At 54.7% G+C, this 20932-nt stretch carries 17 protein-coding genes; 13 read left to right on the plus strand and 4 right to left on the minus strand.

What is annotated here, in order from left to right:
- Window positions 1–7 precede the first annotated feature (7 nt).
- Window positions 8–2440 (minus strand): ATP-binding protein, encoded by a 2433-nt coding sequence (locus K239x_RS26690; RefSeq protein ID WP_145421357.1) that lies wholly within the window; start codon window positions 2438–2440, stop codon window positions 8–10.
- A 233-nt stretch (window positions 2441–2673) separates the two neighbouring features.
- Between K239x_RS26690 and K239x_RS26695 the strand changes: the two genes are divergently transcribed.
- The 5 genes from K239x_RS26695 to K239x_RS26715 all read left to right on the plus strand — a co-directional run bounded on the left by K239x_RS26695 (window position 2674) and on the right by K239x_RS26715 (window position 7053).
- Window positions 2674–3513, plus strand: a complete 840-nt coding sequence (locus K239x_RS26695; protein WP_145421359.1) for a purine-nucleoside phosphorylase — start codon at window positions 2674–2676, stop codon at window positions 3511–3513.
- 86 nt (window positions 3514–3599) lie between these two features.
- On the plus strand, window positions 3600–4463 hold the full coding sequence (locus tag K239x_RS26700; RefSeq protein WP_145421361.1) for a purine-nucleoside phosphorylase: 864 nt from the start codon (window positions 3600–3602) through the stop codon (window positions 4461–4463).
- Between the two features lie 65 nt (window positions 4464–4528).
- Window positions 4529–5311, plus strand: coding sequence for a tributyrin esterase (locus K239x_RS26705; protein WP_419189432.1), 783 nt, complete (start codon window positions 4529–4531; stop codon window positions 5309–5311).
- A gap of 7 nt (window positions 5312–5318) precedes the next feature.
- Window positions 5319–6416: a beta/alpha barrel domain-containing protein gene (locus K239x_RS26710; protein WP_145421363.1), complete on the plus strand. Its 1098-nt coding sequence runs from the start codon at window positions 5319–5321 to the stop codon at window positions 6414–6416.
- Between the two features lies 1 nt (window position 6417).
- Window positions 6418–7053, plus strand: a complete 636-nt coding sequence (locus tag K239x_RS26715; RefSeq protein WP_145421365.1) for an esterase/lipase family protein — start codon at window positions 6418–6420, stop codon at window positions 7051–7053.
- Here the strand turns inward: K239x_RS26715 and K239x_RS26720 are convergent.
- On the minus strand, window positions 7050–9038 hold the full coding sequence (locus tag K239x_RS26720; RefSeq protein ID WP_145422605.1) for an NAD(+) synthase: 1989 nt from the start codon (window positions 9036–9038) through the stop codon (window positions 7050–7052). The two genes, K239x_RS26715 and K239x_RS26720, sit on opposite strands and share 4 nt — an antisense overlap.
- A gap of 132 nt (window positions 9039–9170) precedes the next feature.
- Between K239x_RS26720 and K239x_RS26725 the strand changes: the two genes are divergently transcribed.
- The 7 genes from K239x_RS26725 (at window position 9171) to K239x_RS26750 (ending at window position 16726) form a co-directional block, all read left to right on the plus strand.
- Entirely contained in the window at window positions 9171–9857 is a 687-nt protein-coding gene (locus tag K239x_RS26725; RefSeq protein ID WP_145421367.1) for a DUF2461 domain-containing protein, read from the plus strand.
- The gene (locus K239x_RS26730; RefSeq protein ID WP_419189433.1) at window positions 9844–11739 is read left to right on the plus strand and encodes a sulfatase-like hydrolase/transferase; all 1896 of its coding nucleotides are present in this window, start codon (window positions 9844–9846) and stop codon (window positions 11737–11739) included. The genes K239x_RS26725 and K239x_RS26730 overlap by 14 nt, the downstream gene beginning before the upstream one ends.
- 84 nt (window positions 11740–11823) lie before the next feature.
- The gene (locus K239x_RS26735) at window positions 11824–12924 is read left to right on the plus strand and encodes a DUF1349 domain-containing protein (RefSeq protein WP_145421371.1); all 1101 of its coding nucleotides are present in this window, start codon (window positions 11824–11826) and stop codon (window positions 12922–12924) included.
- Between the two features lie 232 nt (window positions 12925–13156).
- Window positions 13157–14521 carry a M1 family metallopeptidase gene (locus K239x_RS26740; protein ID WP_145421373.1) on the plus strand — a complete coding sequence of 455 codons (1365 nt, stop codon included), beginning with the start codon at window positions 13157–13159 and terminating at the stop codon, window positions 14519–14521.
- A 186-nt stretch (window positions 14522–14707) separates the two neighbouring features.
- Window positions 14708–14806 carry a 50S ribosomal protein bL37 gene (locus K239x_RS28990; protein WP_390621835.1) on the plus strand — a complete coding sequence of 33 codons (99 nt, stop codon included), beginning with the start codon at window positions 14708–14710 and terminating at the stop codon, window positions 14804–14806.
- A 35-nt stretch (window positions 14807–14841) separates the two neighbouring features.
- A complete protein-coding gene (locus tag K239x_RS26745; protein WP_145421375.1) occupies window positions 14842–15375 on the plus strand; it encodes a 3-hydroxyacyl-ACP dehydratase FabZ family protein in 534 nt (177 codons plus the stop codon).
- 139 nt (window positions 15376–15514) lie between these two features.
- Window positions 15515–16726 (plus strand): threonine/serine exporter family protein, encoded by a 1212-nt coding sequence (locus K239x_RS26750; protein WP_145421377.1) that lies wholly within the window; start codon window positions 15515–15517, stop codon window positions 16724–16726.
- A 6-nt stretch (window positions 16727–16732) separates the two neighbouring features.
- Here K239x_RS26750 and K239x_RS26755 read toward each other — a convergent pair whose 3' ends face one another.
- Window positions 16733–18640, minus strand: a complete 1908-nt coding sequence (locus K239x_RS26755) for a carboxypeptidase regulatory-like domain-containing protein (RefSeq protein ID WP_419189434.1) — start codon at window positions 18638–18640, stop codon at window positions 16733–16735.
- A 310-nt stretch (window positions 18641–18950) separates the two neighbouring features.
- Complete coding sequence (locus K239x_RS26760; RefSeq protein WP_145421381.1) at window positions 18951–20180, minus strand: cell surface protein; 1230 nt, start codon at window positions 20178–20180, stop codon at window positions 18951–18953.
- Between the two features lie 326 nt (window positions 20181–20506).
- On the opposite strand from K239x_RS26760, the gene K239x_RS26765 reads away from it, so the two are divergent.
- Window positions 20507–20908: a DUF6384 family protein gene (locus tag K239x_RS26765; RefSeq protein WP_145421383.1), complete on the plus strand. Its 402-nt coding sequence runs from the start codon at window positions 20507–20509 to the stop codon at window positions 20906–20908.
- Window positions 20909–20932 lie beyond the last annotated feature (24 nt).

Consider the following 20932-nt stretch of genomic DNA (forward strand, 5'->3'; position numbering starts at 1 on the left):
AACGGTCTTAGACTTCACCAAGCTCGAACATTGGTGTCGCGATGCCGCTGGAATCCACCTGCCACGGCGTCCAGACGATCATGACGTCGTCTGCTTTCAGATCGCTTTTGCGTGGTGGAATGTCGATCGGTTCTAACTCCAGATTTTCGACATCGTATTTTTGCGTTAGTTCGTCAATCTCATCGCGCAGTTCGCGTTCCATGTCGGTCATTTGATCTTGCAAGACTTCGAGCGAATCTTCTGCGCGTCCAATGTCGTCTTTTTGCTGCGAAGCACGTCCAAACCCGCGTGCGGCTGTCCCCACGCTTGATCGCCGGCCTCCCAGGAACGCTCCCATAATTGTCGAACCGATATTGATCCATGACGATCGTTTGGCTTGTTCGTACTGAGCGGTTTCGCGAGCTACCCGATCCTGCGCGGTACGCATCTTGCCTTCCAAAGTTCGCATTTTGGATTCGTACTTGTCACGCAGTTTTTCGGTTGCCTCATCTCGCTGTTCGCGAAGCTCCTGCTTGAAATACACACGGGCTTCACCCTGGGTGCATCCACCGGGCGCGTATTCTTTCAGCAAAGGGCTTTTGAAAACTGTCAAATAACAGTGTCGATAAAGGTAATCTTTGTAGCGAGCTCGGTACGTTCGATACTTGCCTTTGCTGCGAAGTTCGTCCGGCAGATCGCTGAACGTAAACCCCTCTTCGGGCTGATCCAGCAGTTCAAAGTCTTCGCCCAACGGTTCGCTGGAATCCCACATGTCGTCGGGAAATTCGGTTCCGCAACGCATCAGTCGTTGCGAATCCAGCCACGTATCAAGATCGGCCGTCGATTTGACAAAATGCATCGACGCTTCTGCAAACAGGGCAGGGCGGTAGACCAATTTTGATCCATCACGTGACGAAACCGTTGTGCCCAAAAACCGTTCTTCGATACCACTGGGCGCGACAGGACGGACGTTGGTTTCGACTTCTTTGACAATCGATTCGCGACGTTGCCCTCGTTTTTGATCAGCGATTTCCTTACGCGGCGCCATCAAGCGGCTGATTTGGTTACGGCCCAATGGCCCCGCCAAGAACGACATGGCCCAACGTGTTTGGAAAGTCGTTGGGTAGCCATCGTGGACATTATTCATCAAGAACACGCGATTGCCCAAACCGGCGAGCGTCTGCTCCATTTTCGATCGGTCAAATGGCTGGCCCGCTTGGCCGGCGGCACCTTCCAGTCCTTCCAACACGCGTGCCTTGTCGCGTTCGGTCTGCAATCGGCCCAAGAACCACGTACCGATATTGGAAAGCCCCTTGTAGTCCAAGTCGACCGGATTCTGCGTCGCCAACGTGATCCCGAGCCCGAATGCGCGAGCCTGTTTCAACAACGTCAACATCGGTGGCTTGGACGGCGGTTTGGCAACCGGCGGAAAGTATCCGGCGACTTCGTCCATGTAAAACATCGCGCGCAGCGAACTGGTGCCATTTTGAGTTCGCACCCAAGCCAAAAGTTCGTTCAGCAAAATCGTGACGAAGAACATTCGTTCGCTGTCATTCAGATGAGCGATCGACAAAATCGTCAGTCGCGGCTTGCCTTCGGGCGTGTACAGCAATCGTTTGATCGATAGCCCTTCGCCTTCTAACCAGGGCGCAAACGCAGGGGATGCCAATAGGTTATTCAACTTCATCGCCAACTTGCCGCGACTGCTGGCCGACATAAATGTGTCGACATCGACGACTCCAATCCGCGAAACGGGTGGCTCTTGGATCAAGCGAATCAGTTGGCCCATGCCGACGTTGCGTCCTTCACGCCACTCGTGGCTCATGATCGACGAAATCAAGATGTGTTCGGTGCTGGTCATCGGATCGGCATCAATGCCCATCAAAGTCAGCAAACCGGACACGCTGCCAGTGACACGATCGCCGATCAATTCGGCATCGTCGCGAGCCTCAGGCGGCGGGGCGTCAAAGCTTTTCAAGACGGTCAGCGGCAATCCGACGTTGCTGCCGGGTGTGTACACCGCCACGTCGACGGATTCTTTGAATTTGCGAACGCGCTCGGGCGTTTGCCCCCAAGACGCCAAGCCATCTTTCCAGGTCGACGCCGTCTTGCTGGCAAGTTCATCCAACGACATGCCTTTCCGGCGTGCTTCGTCTTCTTCCAGCCAGGGTTTGAAGTCCTCGGGTGCCATGTCGGGAAACGACAGCAGCAAGTTGCCCAAGTCGCCTTTGGGGTCGACACAGATCGCAGGGATCCCGTCGATCGCGGCTTCTTCTAATAGCGACAGACACAAACCGGTTTTGCCACTACCGGTCATCCCCACACACATGGCATGCGTGCAAAGATCCTTCGCGTCGTACATCAACAAGTCGTCTTGCAATTCGTCGTTTTCTAAATCGTAGTGCCGACCGAGATAAAACGAAGCGAGCTTTTCAAAGACTTCTGGATCAGGTGTAGACATCTTGGGCTGATAAAACGTTTGCGATGAGAAGGTGTTGGAACTCAATCCGTTTGAAGTTCCATCAAGATCGAATCTTACCAAAATGCGTTGCCTTGGCGGACACCAGTCAAAATGGGGTGTGAATTGCAGGGCGAATTGCCCCCAATCGCGGCGACAAACCAACCTGCTTATCATTTACGCCATCAAACAAAATCTTATGCAGCCGACTGAAAAACGTTTGGGAAATATTCAGCATGCTTGACCTGTACGACAAAATTCAAGACGCGACGAAAAAGATCCAGAGCCAGTTTGGCGCGGTGCCTCGCGTCGGTATCATCCTGGGCACCGGGCTGGGAGGCCTGGTCGACGAAATCGAAATCGAAGCGGCAATCGACTACGCCGATATTCCCCACTTCCCAACTTCGACGGCAACCAGCCATCGAGGACGACTGGTATGCGGCAAACTTGCTGGCGTACCCGTCGTGGCCATGGAGGGCCGCTTTCATATGTATGAAGGCTACCCGCTGAAACAAATCACGTTGCCAGTGCGTGTGTTCAAAGCCCTGGGTGCCGAACTGATGATCGTCAGCAACGCCTGCGGCGGACTGAATCCGTATTTCAGCGGCGGCGACATCATGGTCATCGAAGACCAGATCAACTTAATGGGCGACAATCCGCTTATCGGCATCAACGACGATCGACTGGGCGAACGATTCCCAGACATGTGCGAACCGTACGACCAACAGTGGATCGACCGGACGATCGCCATCGGCCGCGAACAAGGCATCGGTGTTCACAAAGGAGTCTTTGTCGCTGTGGCGGGTCCCAACCTGGAAACGCGTGCCGAATATCGATTCTTGCGAACGATCGGCGCCGACGTCGTCGGCATGAGCACGGTGCCCGAAACGATCGTCGCGATTCACAGTGGACTGAAAGTCGTTGGCCTAAGCGTGATCACAGACATGTGTCTGGCAGACGCTTTAAAACCAGCCAACGTGGACGAGATCATTCGTACTGCTGGCGAAGCGGCTCCGAAATTACAAGCACTGGTACGCGGGATCGTCGCCGAAGCCGATCAAACTCGAATTGCCTAGCCAAAATTTCCACGCCGCAAAATTTCCACGCCGCAAAGTTGCCACGCGCCAAAGCTGCCACGCCTTGGTCGCCGTGCTCCAAAATCATGTTAGACGATTTCCCCACCATCGACGTTGCCGCCAATGTTGCGAGAAGAGATTCGCTGCGTGATCAAGCGGTTGCATCGATTCGTCGTTGTTGCGAAACACGTCCCATCGCCGCGATTATTTTGGGAAGCGGGCTGGGCGGACTTGCGGACAAAATCGACAACGCCGTCTCAATGGCTTACTCGGACATTCCCGGATTTGCAAAATCAACCGCTGGCGGACATCGCGGGCAATTGATTCTGGGGACACTGGCCGATGCGCCCGTCGTCGCGATGGCCGGACGCTTTCACCGATACGAAGGCTGGTCGATCGACGACGTTGCCTTTCCGGTTCACGTCATGCACGCACTGGGTGCATCGCGGTTGATCGTCAGCAACGCGGCGGGTGGTGTGAACCCAAAATTGTCGGTCGGCGACATCATCGTCATTCGCGATCACATTAACTTGATGACGAGTGTGTCGCGGTGCGCTGTGCGTCCTTCAAATTTGCCGCTCTCCCGACGCGGGGAGATCTATGATTCTGCGATGTCGGCGATTGCGATGCAGACCGCGCTGGAGCAGAACTTCACGGCCTACCAGGGCACGTATCTGGCCACGTTTGGTCCGACGTACGAAACACGAGCCGAATACCGAATGCAGCGAAAACTGGGGGCGGATGTCGCCGGCATGAGCACCGTCCCGGAGGTATTGGCGGCCTCAGAATTGGGAATGGCGACTTTGGGGCTCTCCCTGGTCACCAACGTTGCTAACCCGGATATTTCGGTAAAAGCGGCCCATGACGAGGTTCTGGAGGCGGGACGCGATGGAGCGGGTAAAATGGAGTCGATTGTGAGGCGCGTTTTGGTCGATGTTTTACGCATCTAACTGTGACGGGTAGAAGCCATTCGACGTTTCGCGCCCCCATAGACGCATCATTCTGCCTAATCGGTATGTCTCCTCCTAAACCCACTTCCAAACCGAACGCCGCCGGAGCTGATTCGACGGGTGTCGATGCGCTCAGTCCATCGGCACATGAAATTTCGATGGCAGGTCTCTCTCGGGACCAGGTACGAGCGGCAATTCACGAAATCACGCCCTCGGACAATGACGAAGAATTGACCCAGATCAAGCTAACCGGTGCCGAGGGACAACACTCAGCATTGATGCGAATCGATCATCCCGTGCGGCTCCAAATCGAAGGGGCCCTGGGCGATTACGCGTTCGCGTTCAATGCTCAAGCCGATTCGCGGCTGGTCGGCAATGTCGGCAACGGAGTCGGCGAAGGAATGATGAGCGGCGCAGTGCGGATTCGTGGCAATGCAGCCGACGGTGCAGGTGCCGCCATGACCGGCGGGACGCTTGCGATCTACGGGAGTGCCGGTGACCGTTGTGGTGCCGGTATGCGTGGCGGCGGAATCTTTGTTCGCGGAAACGCGGGCAACGAAATCGCTGTCGGTGCCTTGGGGGGAATGATCGTGATCGGCGGCGACGCCGGTGAACGACTCGGCGATGCAATGAGCAACGTCACCATCTTTATTCGCGGCCGTGCAAAAAGCCTAGCCGAAGGTGTCACCGATGCACCGCTACGAAAACGCGAAGAACTTCGGTTGGGATTGCTGCTAATTAACGCATCGATTCGCGGCGACGCACAAGAGTTTCGACGAATCATTCCTGCGTCCGTTTTGGATCAGGAAAACAGTCGTCGCGGCGAGGTCAATCCAAGCTATCGATAACCACATCATGCAAGACCAACTCGCACCGCTCTACCTGCTGCCGCCGCCGGCCAATACGCCTTGGGCGGGCACACCAGGACAAACCATCCAATCGCAAGTCGCGCGAACCGATGCCGATCCGCTGATCGTCAACCTGCCTCTCTTTTGGTACGACCCGCGTTGGTCCAGATTGACGACGCAGCAAGCCGACGATCTGGCCGTTGCGGTCAGCCGCTATGACGTTCTGGTTTCAGCGCTGAGAAGCGATCTTGCCGGAGCCGATACCGAGCCCAGCTTTCACGCCCCGATTAAAAATGAATCCGACGAAGAATCCCCGGGCGAAGTATCCCCCGATAGCGACGCGGCTTTCTTTCCGCGAATCGTCCCGTACCGTCCTGAACGATACGGACTCAACGCCGCGGATTTTGATCAAGCCACGATCATCGATGTGCGATTGATGATGCCACGCGACACGTCAGGTCGTTTTGCGTATTCGCCCGATCAAATTGCTCGCTGGGAATCAAAGACCCAAGTCGAAGATGTCGAAGGCAGCTGGGTACCAGCGGCTACATTTCCCCCGGATGTTGATTCGTTTGAAAACTTGCCGACCAAGCTTCAGCAACTGCGATACCTCGCTCCATCAGCAGCCGTGTTCACTTCAATCGGTCCGTATCGACTGGAAGAAGAAATCCCGCTGGCTGTTGGATCAAAGCCCGATGGTTTGATCGTACGGTTCGACGAAGTTGCCTTGGAGCCGTTGCAACTAGCAGCGCTCACGCGCAGAGCACGGCAACTGATGAACGCAGCCAATGCCAAGCACACACCGCTGTGGATCGTGCCGGGCGAAATCACGGCCGACGATGCGGTCAAGCTTGTTGCCTTGGGTGCCGACGCGATCGGCGTCGACGCTTGGTGCAATCCGTTGATGGATGATTCGCAAATCGATCAATCATCCCACTATTCGTCACGAATCGACTTTGATGAATTGGCCGAAGAAGCACTGTACGATTTGATTGAGCGATTCAGCGGGCTCTACCTTTCGCTCCAGCGTGTGCCACGCAAAGAACGCTTGGGGAGTTTTAGTACTGGCTGGGCCAAAACTCTCAACATCAAAGCGCTCCGGTAATTTGGCTAGCGAAAATTTTTCCAACCGCAGTGATCAGCAGGAATGCCGGCCGGCAACCGTGCTGGTCATTCACGGGTTCACGTGCCATCGCATTTGGCTAACCCCCACTTGTCGTCGACTACAGAGAAAGGGTTACCGCACCGACAACTGGGGGTACAAGAGTTTCTTTCGTTCGATTCAAGTTCACGGCGATGCGTTGCACACTCATCTGGTCAATGACCTCGCAACCGAAGAACGCATCGACATTCTTGCCCACAGCATGGGATCGCTGGTCACCCGCTATGCTCTTTCCAAAGGCGGCATCAGCAATCTGGGCCGAATCGTATTGATTGCTCCTCCGAGTCGCGGGACACCCGTCGCAAGATTTGTCGCACCGCTGATCGGCGGCATCAGCAAATGTGTCAGAGAAATGTCAGACGCCGCTAACAGCTTTGCCAGTCTCTTGCCGACTTCGATTCCAAACGACGTCGGTGTCGTCACTGCCAAGTTCGACCATTTGGTCCCAAACAGGTGCACGCATATCGATTGCGAACGAGACCACACGACGCTTTGGGCCACGCACAATTCACTGCTGTTTTCACCGCAGGTCACTCGGCTAGCCGACCATTTCTTTCGACACGGTCGCTTCTTCGCTTAAAACGCGTCGGCATCCGCATCGCTCGGCATTCGCCAATCACCTCGCGGTGACAAACTGACCGAACCCACTTTGGGGCCGTCCGGTACACAGTTGCGTTTGAACTGGTTGCCAAAGAATCGGCGGATGAATGTATCGAGCGTCTCGGCCACTTCGCCGTTGCTGTAGGACTTTTTGAATTTGGCGTGCTCGGCCAAGTAAAGAATCTTGTCTCGCGAGAATCCATTTCGCACAAAATGATACAAGAAGAAATCGTGCAACTCGTACGCGCCCACCACCGCTTCGGTATCCTGCAAAATGGTTCCATCGGCTGCCGTTGGCATCAGTTCCGGTGAAATCGGCGTGTCGGCAACTCGGTGCAGCAGTTCTTTCAACTCGCCGCCAAAATAGTTGTCCGCCGCGTAACGCACCAGAAAACGCACAAGGGTCTTGGGGATCGAAGTATTGACGTTGTACATCGAGATGTGATCGGCGTTGTAAGTGCACCAACCCAGAGCCTGTTCGCTCATGTCGCCCGTGCCCAGAACAAATCCGCGGCTCATCAATAGCATCGTTCGAACGCGAGCCTGCACGTTCTCGAACGTCAAATCACTGGCTCCCTGGGCGTTGTCTTGTAGCGACTTGTGAAGCGATTCGGCCGTCGTCGTTTCATCAATGTCGATTCCCAGCGGCTTGTGATCGATCCCTCGAAACGTATCCAAACACAACTGGCGGATATCAATGCAATCGCCTGTGATTCCGGTCGCTTCGATCAGTCGATCCGCACTCGTGCGGGTATGTTCGCTGGTCCCGAAACCTGGCATCGTTACACCGTGAATGCACTTGCGATCACGCCCAATCGAATCCACCGCTCGAATCGCCACCAACAAAGCCAGCGTGCTATCCAATCCTCCTGAGACTCCAATTGTCAGCGGCAACGTGTCCGGCAGTCGCGTCAGTCGTTTGATCAACCCTGCCGCCTGCAACGAGAATATTTCGGCGCACCGCGCGTCCAGTTCCGCGGATTCATCCGGCACAAACGGGTGCGCGTCAACACGGCGGGCCAACGCGTTGCGGGGTTTGATGGAGTCCGATTTCATCCGTAGTTCGACTAAGCGAAACTGTCGGTCCAGTCGATCACGGACATCGTCAAACGAACCAACCACGCGTCGATCGTGCGCCAGTCTTTGCAAGTCGACATCACAGGTCACGCTCGATTGATCAAAGTGGGCAGGTTCCAAACCATCTCCCACTCGCCGCGATTCGCCCAAGATGCCTCCGTTTTCGGCGATCATGCAGTGACCACCAAACACTAAATCTGAAGTCGACTCGCCCGCACCTGATGACGCGTAGGCATAAGCGGCGATACACCGCCCTGATTGACTGCGTACCAAATCACGTCGCCAGTTCGCTTTGCCAATCGTTTCGTTGCTGGCCGATAGATTCAACAAAACATTCGCCCCGGCAACCGCTGCGTAACTGCTGGGCTGCAACGGAGTCCACAGGTCTTCGCAGATTTCGATCGCAATGGTCGCATCGCCACTTTGAAACAACAGGTCCGTCCCAAAGGGCAGGTCGTGGCCGAGCACAGTTACAAGTTCGGGTTCGCTGATGCCGGCGCCGCGAAAATGCCGCCCTTCGTAAAACTCTCGATAAGTTGGCAAAAACGTCTTCGGCACAATTCCCATGACCTTGCCGTTCGCGACCAGCGCCGCGACGTTCATCAGGGAACCGGCAACCGCAAGCGGCAATCCGGCGACGACAATTTTGCGATGCGACCGACTGTGGTCCGCCAACTGCGCCAACGCTTCCAGTGCTCCATCAAGTAACGCATCGCTGCCGAACAAGTCTCCGCACGTGTATCCGGTCAGCCCCAACTCAGGAAGCAAGATCAGGTCGGCATCGCTGCTATCGATCACCTGCATTGATGCTTTCGCATTGGCAATCGGGTTGGCGACAGACAGCGACGGAGAAGCAGCCGTGATACGAAAAATGCCGTGGGGATACACCAAGTGAACCTTCAATTTTGAATAGCGAACGCAAGAGAACAGTTTAGCCCAGGACTTTTGCAGCAGTACCAGAGGTGAAAGTTTTCGGGATTCGACCTACGATGGTGGATCACTACAACAGGAAATCACCGAATGCCAAAGTCACCGATTACGCCAAAGCTTTTTAAGTTCCTTCGTGAATTAAAGAAGAATAACAACCGCGACTGGTTCACTGAAAACAAACCTCGCTACCTAAGCGACGTGCTTCATCCCGCCGTCGAACTGGTCGCCGAATTGGAAAAACCGCTTGCCAAAGCCGCTCCGATGCTGGGTGTGACGCCAAAAGCTCACAACGGATCGATCATGCGAATCTACCGCGATACGCGATTCGGCAAAGACAAAACGCCCTACAAAACCAACGTCGGCATCTCTGTCCGACATCAAGCCGCCAAGGACATTCACGCTCCGGGCATCTACTTTCACTTGGACCCGGACGAGTGTTTTGTCGGCGCGGGATGCTGGCGTCCCGAAAGCAGCGTGCTGGCCGCGATTCGCGCCGCCATCGACGAAGACCCCAAAGCGTGGAAACGGGCTCGTGACAACAAGGCGTTCGCCACGGCCTTCGAATTGTCAGGCGAAAGCCTGAAAACTTCCCCGCGAGACTACTCCAAAGATCACCCGATGATCGAAGACCTCCGGCGGATCGACTTCATCGCAGTTGCGCCGCTGAAACCCAAAGATTTTTCCGACGACAAAATCGTCGCGATGCTGATCGACAAAGTCAAAAAAGCAAAACCGTTGATGAAGTTCATTTGCGATGCCATCGATGTGCCATACTAGCGCCACGCCTTGGCATCTTGCGATCCTGGCAGGCATCGTTGCGATCTTGATGGCGCTAACCGCCGCGTTCTATCCCGGCGCTGGATCGCTTCGGCTGGCAACCGGCGGCGAAACTCTCTCAGCATTGGCCTGGATTTTGGCACAATCGGTTCTGGTGATGTTGCCAGGACTGACTGTCGGCCTATTGATCGTCAAATACTGGCCGCGGCTTGCCTTGCGACTGGGCAGCACTTGGTACTTCGGCATCTACTTGATCGTTGTATGCGATAGCGTGACGTACCACTGGATCGCCGAACGACTTATTTCTCGCAAAATGCTTGCCATCGCAATCGAGATTCCGCAAAGCCTGGCGCCACATGTTCCAGCGAGCACTTGGCTGTATCTCTTCGGTCTCGGATTGTCATTTCTTGCTGGCTCATTGGCGACGCTGCGAATCTCGGGTGCGATCGCCAATCGAATCACACGTCGCTTGTCGATTCCATGGTTACTGGCGGGACTTTTGATCGCGACAGCAGGACTGGCCGCACCTGCGTTGTGGAACCCAAGGACGGGTCGCGCGGCGATGCATGATCATTCAGCTCGGTTTCCACTTTGCGCTCTTCGGCTGTACCAATCGCCTATCGCACGCCCTGACTTACCGCATGCGGAAGAAACCCCAACGTCGCGGGCCTCCCTCGATGCGCTCGTCCAAAACTTCCAGCGCCGACGCGAGACGGTTTCGATTACCCAAATGACCGGCGAGTTGCCCGACGTGCTTCTTGTCATCATCGAATCGATGCGCTCCGAACTCATCGACCAACGAACCATGCCGAATCTTTGGCGATACGCCCAAAAGGGGATTCATTGCCGGTATCACTTCAGTGCGGGCAACGCTACTAACCACGGCATGTTCAGCATCCTGCAAGGAATCGACGCCACTTTCTACGGCCACTTCAATCATCAGAAACCGCTTCTGAATCATCTCTTCGGCAAGGCTGGCTACGAAATCGGATTCTTCGCAGGCCACAATGACTGGCAGAATTTCCGAATGGATGGTTTCATTCATGCCGATCACTTCGACCGTTTTCAAGTTGATCCACCTGATTGGCTTGCGACCGATCAACGCGCCGCCGAGCGAACCAGAGCATTTTTGGACGATCGCACCAACACCCGACCGCCACGACTGGCCGTGCTGTATCTGTACAGCACTCACGCCGACTACCACAGCTATCCGAAAGACCAGATCTTTCAACCTGCCGCCGACGACCGGTTTCTGATTCCGTTTTCGGCGGACGCAAAACCCGCGATTTGGAATCGTTACAAAAACAGCGCGCACAGCGTCGATCGTTTTCTCAGCGCGGTCCTGCAAGATGACCGCGTCATTATCGTGACAGGTGATCACGGCGAGTCATTTTTGGAAGATGGTGTCTGTGGTCACGGGACACGCATTTCCAAATACCAAAACATGACGCCGGCGTTGATCTACGTTCCTGGCGGAGTGCCTCGAACCATTGACTCGCCAACTTCGCACGCAGATTTGCTGCCAACACTGCTGTCCGCGGCCAACATTGACGTCAGTGACGCCTCAATTTTTGATGGCGATGACCTAAACCAGATAGGCAACGAACGAATCGAAAATCGAGTCATCTCCACGCGAGACTATCTGAGCAACGAATGCGGCCTGATTACGAATTCCTTCTCGAAACACGTCGACGTGTTTGCCGTTCGCGTTGAACTCCCCACGCAAAATCGTTCTGCCCGACTGCTGGGTGCAATCGATGCAAAGGGCAATCCCACGCAAACCACAAACCGTTTGGGTGCACAGGTGTTATCGACATGGCAAGCAGGCCACACGATCCAAGGTCCGTCAGCAACCAACAAAAAGATTGGCCCCAGCCAGTAACCCCAAAATTGACTTCGCACTACACCAACACTACAACGGGCAGACTAATCGCGAACCAACCGCACCTCCTGCAAAATTATCGGCATGACAATCTATCGTTTGATCGCTTTACTTGTCGTGATGGTGGCGTCTCCCTGCCTTGCTGACGAACCGCAAGATGACGCCATTCAGCATTGGGGCGAAGTGGTTGATCCCGACGGCGATTGCGCGGTCACCGCAACCGGCAAGGAGCTGAACATCCAATTTGGGATCGGGATGCATTCGTTGGATGCCGAAAGCAATGGCATGAATTCACCGCGAGTTGTCCAGTGGATCAAAGGAGACTTCGCGATTGAAACGACCGTGCACGGGGATCTCCCCATGCCCAAGCTCAATTTCCTGCAGACTTGGGGCTACGTCAGTGGCGGGTTGGTACTGATCCAAAACCGTCGAAACTACATTCGCCTGGAACGTGCCGGATTCACCAGCGGCGATGGGACTTGGCACTACGCAAATTTTGAACAACGCATCGACGCTCAACGGACCCGAACCGGTAAATTCGCGGACTTTCCGGTTCACAGCGACAAACCAGTTCAACTTCGACTGGAGGTCAAAGGCGAAGACGTTCGCGCATTGGTCCGACACATCGGCGACGATTGGCACGAACTGGGAACAGCCAAAATGCCAGGCCGCGTCGAACTCTATGCCGGAGTCTCAGGAGTCAAAACGGATTTCTTGAAAGCCTCGGTAAAATTTAGCGACTTCGATCTGACGCGAAATTTCGTACCGGTGAAAGCAAAGTCAGAATCCGACATCAATTTGGAACAACTTCGCATTTTCCTTCGTCAACCTGATGCCAATCCGGATTTGAAGAACGTGTTCCGAAAAGTCGCTGATCTTCAGAGTCGAGGCGTCAAAGTTGGCGAGATGACGGAAGACCAGCAGCTTCAACTGATTGACGACGCCATCTCGCTTGGGACAAACAAACCTGCTGGACTCAAGGGCTACTTGGGTCCATCGATCGCTCGCAAGCTGGCCAAGAATTTCCAAGACGCGCAATTGCCCGAAAAGGCGATTCGCATCTATCAAAAACTCGCTGACGCATTGGAAACAGAGCAAGACGCGTCGCTGAAAGAACCGATTGATTCGCTCCGAAAGTCGGCCCAGGAAATGCTGGACGAACTGGCAACGAAACACGTGCCGTAGTTAGCGGACGACTGCCGCTCCCATCGCAGAGCGAACGTTCCTGGGCGGCTAACACGGACTGGTAACGCGGACGGCATGTCTGCTGGCAAACGACCAGGACGAATCTTTTTTTGCTTTGCTAGCCAGGGGTATTCGGCTATCGGTCGATCCAGCCGATCGCCTAGACTTCGCCCGCCGATGCTCCGTGGTGTTTCAAGCCAACGATTTGCATCGGTACTGACGACGAAGGATCGTGGTCATCCCCACTTCATTTCAGTTTTTGGAGTTCGACGGCATGGAAGCCGGCTACCGCTTGCGATTCGTTTTGATAGCAGCACTCACAGCCATCGCGCTGGGTGCATCTAATAGCTATGCTGCGAACTATCGCACTCAGAATTTTCTGATCCAAGCTCCCAATGGGCAACTTGCCCAAGCCGTTGGAAAAGCAGCAGAAAAATACCGCGCTGAACTGGCCACTCACTGGCTTGGCAAACAGCTTCCACCGTGGCCGCGCCCTTGCCCGATTCGCGTGGTCGCCGGCCAATTGGCGGCTCAAGGCGTGACGACTTACAGTCTTCAGCCCGTTCGTGATTTTCAGATGGAAGTCGTCGGAACTCCCGAACGTATCTTGGACAGTGTGCTGCCGCACGAAATCACCCACACGATTCTGGCAACTCACTTTGGTCGCCCGTTGCCGCGTTGGGCTGACGAAGGCATTTGCACGACGGTCGAACACATCAGCGAACGAACCAAACACGAAGCCAAGCTGCGCGAATTCTTGCGATCGCGTCGCGGGATCGCGATGAACCAACTGTTCCTACTGACCGAATATCCAAACGATGTGCTGCCGATGTACGCCCAAGGCTATTCGGTTTGTCGATTTTTGATCGAACAAAAAGGAGCTCCCGCGTTCATCAGCTTCTTGCACGACTACATGGAACAGCGTTCTTGGACCAAGAATATCCAAAAGTATTACGGTTACAAATCACTGCGTGAACTTCAGGAATACTGGTTGGCTTGGGTCGCAGATGGCAGCGGACCGGTCGAAAAGTTTGCGATGGCCGATCCAGCTGGCTCAAGCGTACGGCTCGCCAACGGCACCGAATCAAAGCCAAACGACATCGCCCTGGCAGCGGCCCGCTCGCCACGCAATCTCCGCTCATCACGCGATACTCTGAACAGCAATACGTCGCCGCGGCAATTCAGCCAGCCAAAGCAACCCAATCAACTAAAGCACGCCAATGGCGCTCCGATCGGTGGCGCATTGGCGGCGTCACTTCAAACGCTTCCCCAGCGCCGAGCAGCTACCAGCAACGATCAAGTGTCTGCTGCCAACGGACTCGGACAATCCAGCGACATTGGCTGGTACACACGAAAACGCGACGAAGCCAAGGCGACGTTAGCCAGTCGATCCGGCACCACCGGCCAAGTCACTTCGCCAAACACGATCACCCCCATCGTTCCGCCTTCGGTTCGGGACAGCGGTCGCTACAGTGTCAGCCAGCCGCAGGAAGAACAGCAGATGTCACGGCAAGGGATGATCCTTCGAAAATCCCCCTCGGCGAGCGATCCGGTGTACATTCTGACGCCTGATTCGATGTCTCGGCGGTACAGATAGTCGTCGCAAAACACTTGAAAATCACGGCGAATCACGCCACTCAATTGGTTTTTCGGCTTCAGCGGCGCCTCCTTCACGCTCCGCCCCAAACAAACGTCACTACCGCAAAGTCGCAAGACCTGCTATTTTCGCACCCCGCGTGCAAACGCGGATTTTCGATTTCAGTTCACTTTTGACCATAGACTGATGGCTAAACCACAACACAAACTCAAAAAAGCTAACCACGGGCGTCGTCCCGCTAGCGCCAAGGCTCGCAAAGCAAAACGCAAGAAAATCAAAACCTGAGCACTTGATACCTGATCGGGTGAGTTTCTAGATCCGTGGCACAAACCGAATTCTATTTTGATCCGTCCTCCCTGGACTTTGACAATCCGATCGCTGATTCAGAAGCGATCCGGAAACTCAATCCCCAGCGGCACGAGATGGAGCATCTCACGGGCGTTCTAGCAGAGAACGTCGCCGAATTGAGCTGCGCTGGCTACAAAGACGTCTCGCACGACGAATTCTGGATCCGCGGTCACATGCCAGGCATGCCTCTGATGCCAGCCGTCATTCAGTTGGAAGCCGTTGCCCAGTTGGCAAGCTTCTTCACGCAGCGAAATGATTTGCTGGGTGCCGAAATGGTGGGTTATGGCGGTGTCGATAACGCACGGTTTCGTGATGTCGTCGTCCCGGGCGACCGATTGTTGATCATGATCAAGCTTAGTAAGGCACGTCGCAATCGAATGATCGTGGCCGACTTTCAAGGCGTCGTCGGCAACAAATTGGTGGTCGATGGCACCATCCGCGGAATCCCCATCCCGGTGGACGCGGTGAAGGCGTATCTGAAAAAACGCGGCGAAGCGAACAAGTAGCTTTTGCTTGTCGCCATCACCGCCCGTTTATTGCCGGCAGCGTCGATTGCCGATGGCTTCCGCCCACAGGCCAACCAGCCTTTTTTGCGCTGGCCCAACCCTCTTTGCTCTTTGATTTCGGCTCGGTACAACCAGTCCGATGTCATCAAAAACAAAATCATCTGCGCAGAAGTTCCTGATCGAAGCGGCGATGAAGCTTCACAAATACGGCACCCCATCGCATCGATTGGAACGTGTTCTCAGCAAAGTCGCCGAGTCGCTAGGGATACACGGCGAGTTCTTCTACACGCCCACTGCGCTTGTCATTTCACTGACCGAACCCTCTGGCGATGAAATGACGGTGGTCCGCCGTGTTACCGCGGGTGCATTTGATGTCGATAAACTGATTCGGTTCGATCAGCTATTGGGCCAAGTCGAAGGTGGCGAAATCGTGCTGGGCAAAGCGATCAACCAACTGGCGGAAATTGACAACGCTTCGCATCTCTACTCCCAACCCGTCTATGCGGTGGCCTGCTCCGTAGCTTGCATGTGCGTGGCAGTTTTCTTTGGCGGTTCAATGGCCGAAGTCTGCATCGCAGGAGTCATCGGTGCGGTTGTCGCCGGACTGGAATTGCTGCACGAACGCCAGCAGTGGGAACACGGTTTACTGGAACCTCTGGCCGGTGTGGTCGCCGCGATCGGTTCGATCCTGGTGGCTAGGTATTTATTTCCTATCGACGATCGCCTGACCACACTGGCGGGCTTGATCGTATTGATCCCAGGCTTGCGACTGACCGTCGCTCTGACGGAATTGGCCGTGGGGCATCTTTCCGCTGGCACGGCACGTCTGGCGGGTGCGATGGTTTGTTTGGCGACATTGTTCGTCGGTGTTGCCCTGGTCTGGCGAATGGCCCGCGTCCTGAGGCCTGTGATTGAACTCCCATCCGACTCAGCAAATCACTGGCGATGGATCGCTCTAGCCGTCGCACCGATCGCGTTCGCCATCGTGTTTCGCGCGGGATACAAACAGTGGCCCATCATCGCGATGGTATCGATCCTGGGAGTGGTCGTCAGCTGGGCGATTGAACCCAAACTGGGCGTCGAAGTCGCGTCATTCTTTGGCGCATTGGCGATTGGCTGCAGCAGCAATCTGTACGCCCGGGTTCGTAATGTGCCTGCGATGGTGCCGCAGACACCCGGGATGTTGATCCTGGTCCCCGGCTCGCTCGGCTACCGTTCGTTCTCCGCTCTGCTGGAACAACATACCGTCCAGGGCGTTCAATACGGATTCACGATGATCCTGATTGCCGTCAGCCTTGTCGGTGGACTACTGGTATCCAACGCAATCGTTTCTCCACGGCGCATCTTGTAGTGCGAATTACTCGCCACCGAAAACAATCGGCTTCAGCGTGACCTCGGCGGCGTCTTTCGTTTTAAACTCGCGAGACTCATGAATTTCGTTGACCGAATCAATCACCCGAATCGTGTGTGACGCCTCAATCGGCAGCCCCTTGAACTGAAACTGCCCTTTGTCATCGGTTCTCATCTGTCGATTTGCGCTGGGGCCAATTTCTCCGCGCGGCGGCCTGGACGAAAGACTGACCCAGGCGTTTTCAATCGGCTGGTTTTGAGCGTCGACAACCGTTCCCACCACAGACGCTGCCGGCACCAGCACCAAATCCGCCCTTTTCTGATCCAAAGAGACTCGTGTGTAACCTACCAATCCTCGTTTTTCAGCCATCGCGAACAACCCCATGTCATCATTCCAGCGTTCGGACTTGAAAAGCCCGGTCGCGTCGGTTCGCGTAGAAAAACCAGCATGCCCACGAGCGTTGGTTGATTCACCAATGACCAGAGCATCGGCGACTGAATTTCCATCCGAATCAGTTATCATGCCTCGCAAGATGCCGCGTGGCAGTCGATCGAGATGCTTGTCAAACAGAAGCTCGTTTTCATCTTCGACCACGACTTGCTTTTTCGGCGAACCGGCCAAGCTTAATGTGTACTGTCCGGGCCCGACGCGAAAACGATAACGTCCCTCGCTATCGGCCGTGCTCCAGCGCACCAGCGATGCCCGATTTTCTCCGGCTTGAATCAGCGTCGCGGTCTGCCCTTCTACGGGTTCCTTGTCTTTGCCACTCGTGATCAATCCTGTGACCAAGGTGCCCGTGATCAGCTCGAAATCGACGTCATCAAGTCGCTTCCCTTCGGGCAAAAGAATGTCCGTCACCGCCGCGGCGGCCAGATCGTCTTCGACAACGCAAATCATCGTATCCTGATCGGGATAGATTCCTAATTCGTAAGTGCCGTCTTCTTTGGTAGAAGTGTGACCACGAAAGTAGTGGTTGGTATCGCCGCGACCTTCACCCTGTAGACGGACGCCCGCCGCAGGCGTGCCATCGGGATAAGTGACCGTGCCAGTGATCCAGCACATCTGCAGCATGTCCATTTCCAAATCGGTGTTGCCGGGTGCGGACGGATCGAATTGCGGGTTGCCCGGCGTAAAGTACTCGGTCGACCGCCCCAGGAACGTGATTCCACGTTCAACATCGTTTGGGATCCAATCGAATCGGCAAACGCCTGTCGCATCCGTTTTCCATTCGCTGGACCCAGACAAATTCACGTACGACAGCTTGCCCTTTTTCTTAATCGACCAAGGTGTCACCGTCACGCCTTCGATCGGCTTTTTGGCTGAATCGAGTGTCGTGACGCTTACCGAAACCGCCCCGTTTAATCGAAGCTGAACGTTATCGGGAACGTCTAGCCGTTCTTGGGAAGGAAACGCATCGTAGTTTTCGTAGTAGTCAAAACCTTGCTTCGATTTGGTTGCGACGATCCAATCAACTTTTGCATCAGCGGGAAACGACAATTCGGCTTCGCCAGACTGATCTGTTGTTGCATTGGCTAGATTCACAAACTGTGACACAAGCTGCAGAGCGGCTCCCTCGACGGGCCGATCCTGTTCGTCGACCACGCGAACCGTCGTCATTCTTGCTTTGCGCAAAACGATCTTGAAAGGCTTCGCGTCACTCAACTCATAGTCATAACCGCTTATGAAACTACTCAGTTCGCCGCTAGGACTTCGGACAGTCATCGGGACACCGTAGTGCCCCACTGCTTTGACTCGATGCACAAACGCTCCCTTGGCATTCGCACTGACGCGTAACATCTGCACCGCCGTGCGTCCATTGCCCTGGACGATGGCACCTGCAACTGGGTTGCCTTGTTCATCAACTACGATTCCGCGGATCAAGGTGGACGCCGCACCTAGTTTGGCTTTGTCCATTTTTTTGCCCCCCTTATCGTCTGCGGCAGACGCACAAAAAGGCATTGTCCATAGCAACACGAGTGCCAACAGATCGCGAGCACTGACACGAGAACGCCTAATGGAAAAATCAAAGCAGTTCATAGCAGACCAACGATCCAGGGACGACAAAGTGACAGGCGCGCAGCAAAAACGGCCAAGCCCGAAGACTTAACCGTTTCGATTTTTCAATTGTGACCGATCAACGGGCGCGATTCAAGTTTTACAGAACTTCAAACGCCGGCAGCGCCACACGTGATGCAATGGTCATGAAATCACGTTCGTGGACTACTCAACCATTCAGGCTGTCGCCGCGAGCGTGTTTGGCCAAGGTCTCTTGGTACTTTTTCTTACCTTGCTCGACACTCTTGCGGATCGCTTTGGTGCTCTCTTCGCTTTCTTTGCGAAGTTCAGCGATCATTTCCAACGACTCGATTTGGAAACCACTGATTGCATCGACCAGTTTTTGTACCGACTCGGGATCGATCGTGCTTCCGTAGCCAGCCTTCAAGGCGGCACGCTCTAGTTCGCGACCAAGTTCGGCAACGTCTTCCAACCCCTTGTTCACACCTTCCTTCATCGCCTCAGTGGCTTGCGTGACTTCGTGCAAACCGTGCTGGCTGGTGTAGACCGTACCGAGAATCGTAAAGACGTGTTCGTTGGTCGTAAAGAAAGTCACTGCCCGGCGGTACACCCGTTCTTTGACGGTGTGTGTCTGGCGCAGTTTGCTGATGAGCGTTTCGCCGACGTCGTAACCGATTTCTAAGTTCTCGGCGATGTCTTTGAGCAACTGGAAATTTTCGTCTTCTTTCTCGTAGCGATGTCGCGACTCGTCACGACGCAGTTCCAACTTACTCTTGCCACCTTGGTCTTCGCCAGCATATTCGTCCAACGCGGTTTGCGCGGCCGACAATTCTTCTTTGGCGGCTTCCAAGATCGGAGCATGGGTGTCCAATAACTCGCGAGCCAACACTTCGGCTTCTTTGAGTGCGAAGCGAAAGTCGATGTAGCCTTCCATAATGGCTTCTTCGCTCTTGAGCGCTTCTTTGGTGTCTTTAGCGACATCACCATACACCTCCACGATTTTTTCGAAGCGATCATTCGGTGAACCACGACGCATCTTCATCCACCAGTTGGACATCTTTTCAGTGCCACTGATTTTGCCATCGTCTAACTGTTGGATCAGACGTTTGCTGTCTTCACGCACCGAGTCGAACATGGTGGTGATGTCCATGTAGCGGTTGCCGACTTTGATGCTTTCGACATTCTCGCGGACCAGTGCATTGAACGAACTCATGTGTTGAATCACGTCTGCGATCGCCAACACTTTGGCTTCGTCCAAATGCTTGACTTCTTCCAGAAGAGCAATCAGCTCTTGAGGCGCCGTATTTTTGCTATCGACTCCGAACTTTTTCAGAACGACGACCGCACGATCCAAGTACTTTCGCATCGACGACATGTCACGTTCTTGGGTCGGCGGTGCGCTTTTCTTGGGCGCGGATGCTTGTGCTTGCTCAGACATGTCCGAGGCTTCTCCACTGAAGAGGTCAAAAATGGCGATTGGTTTGTCAAATTCGCTCGCCCTAAGATTATGTCTTTAGGGCCCAAAGAGCAATCATGCGGGGCGCAACAGCGTGCCAGGTCAGTGCAAATCGATTCCTGCGAAACCCAAGATCTTCGTGGGTCCGCAAACACGGCGGATTGCGTAAGATAGCCTCGCCAGCCCGTTTTGATCGCCACGTCTGTACGTCGACTTTGCCAACCGCGTATCGGTGCATGACAATGGGTGTCCAACCTGATTAGGGTGGGGCAACAGCCGAGTCTTTCCAATAATTTCAACGAAATATCATGTCCAACGCATCTCAAGCCCAGGCTCAGGCCCCCGCGTCTGATCGTGTCGAATTGCCAGGGGAAAGCCTTACGCTGCAAGAGACACTCCGGGTGATGGACGTCGCACGCGAAATGCGGCAGCAGCGTGAAACGGCCGAAGAAATGTTTCGCCGTGATGACATTCGCAAAAATCTGCGAGACAAATTGATGCGGACCGCGCGGATGTCGGGCGACGATGTGACCGAAGCCGAAATCGATGCTGCGATTGGCCAGTACATGGAAAACCTGCACACCTACGAAGACCCCGCACCTGGAATGAGCAACTTTATTGCTCATTGTTGGATTTGGCGAGATCGCATTCTTTTTGGTGCGGCGTCCTTGACTGTAGCGGCTGGCGGGCTGTGGTATCTGTTCGGTTAACAGCATTGTGTTAGTGCGTCAGAC

Origin of the sequence: Stieleria marina (genome assembly GCA_007741555.1) — a bacterium.
Taxonomy (GTDB): Bacteria; Planctomycetota; Planctomycetia; order Pirellulales; family Pirellulaceae; genus K23-9.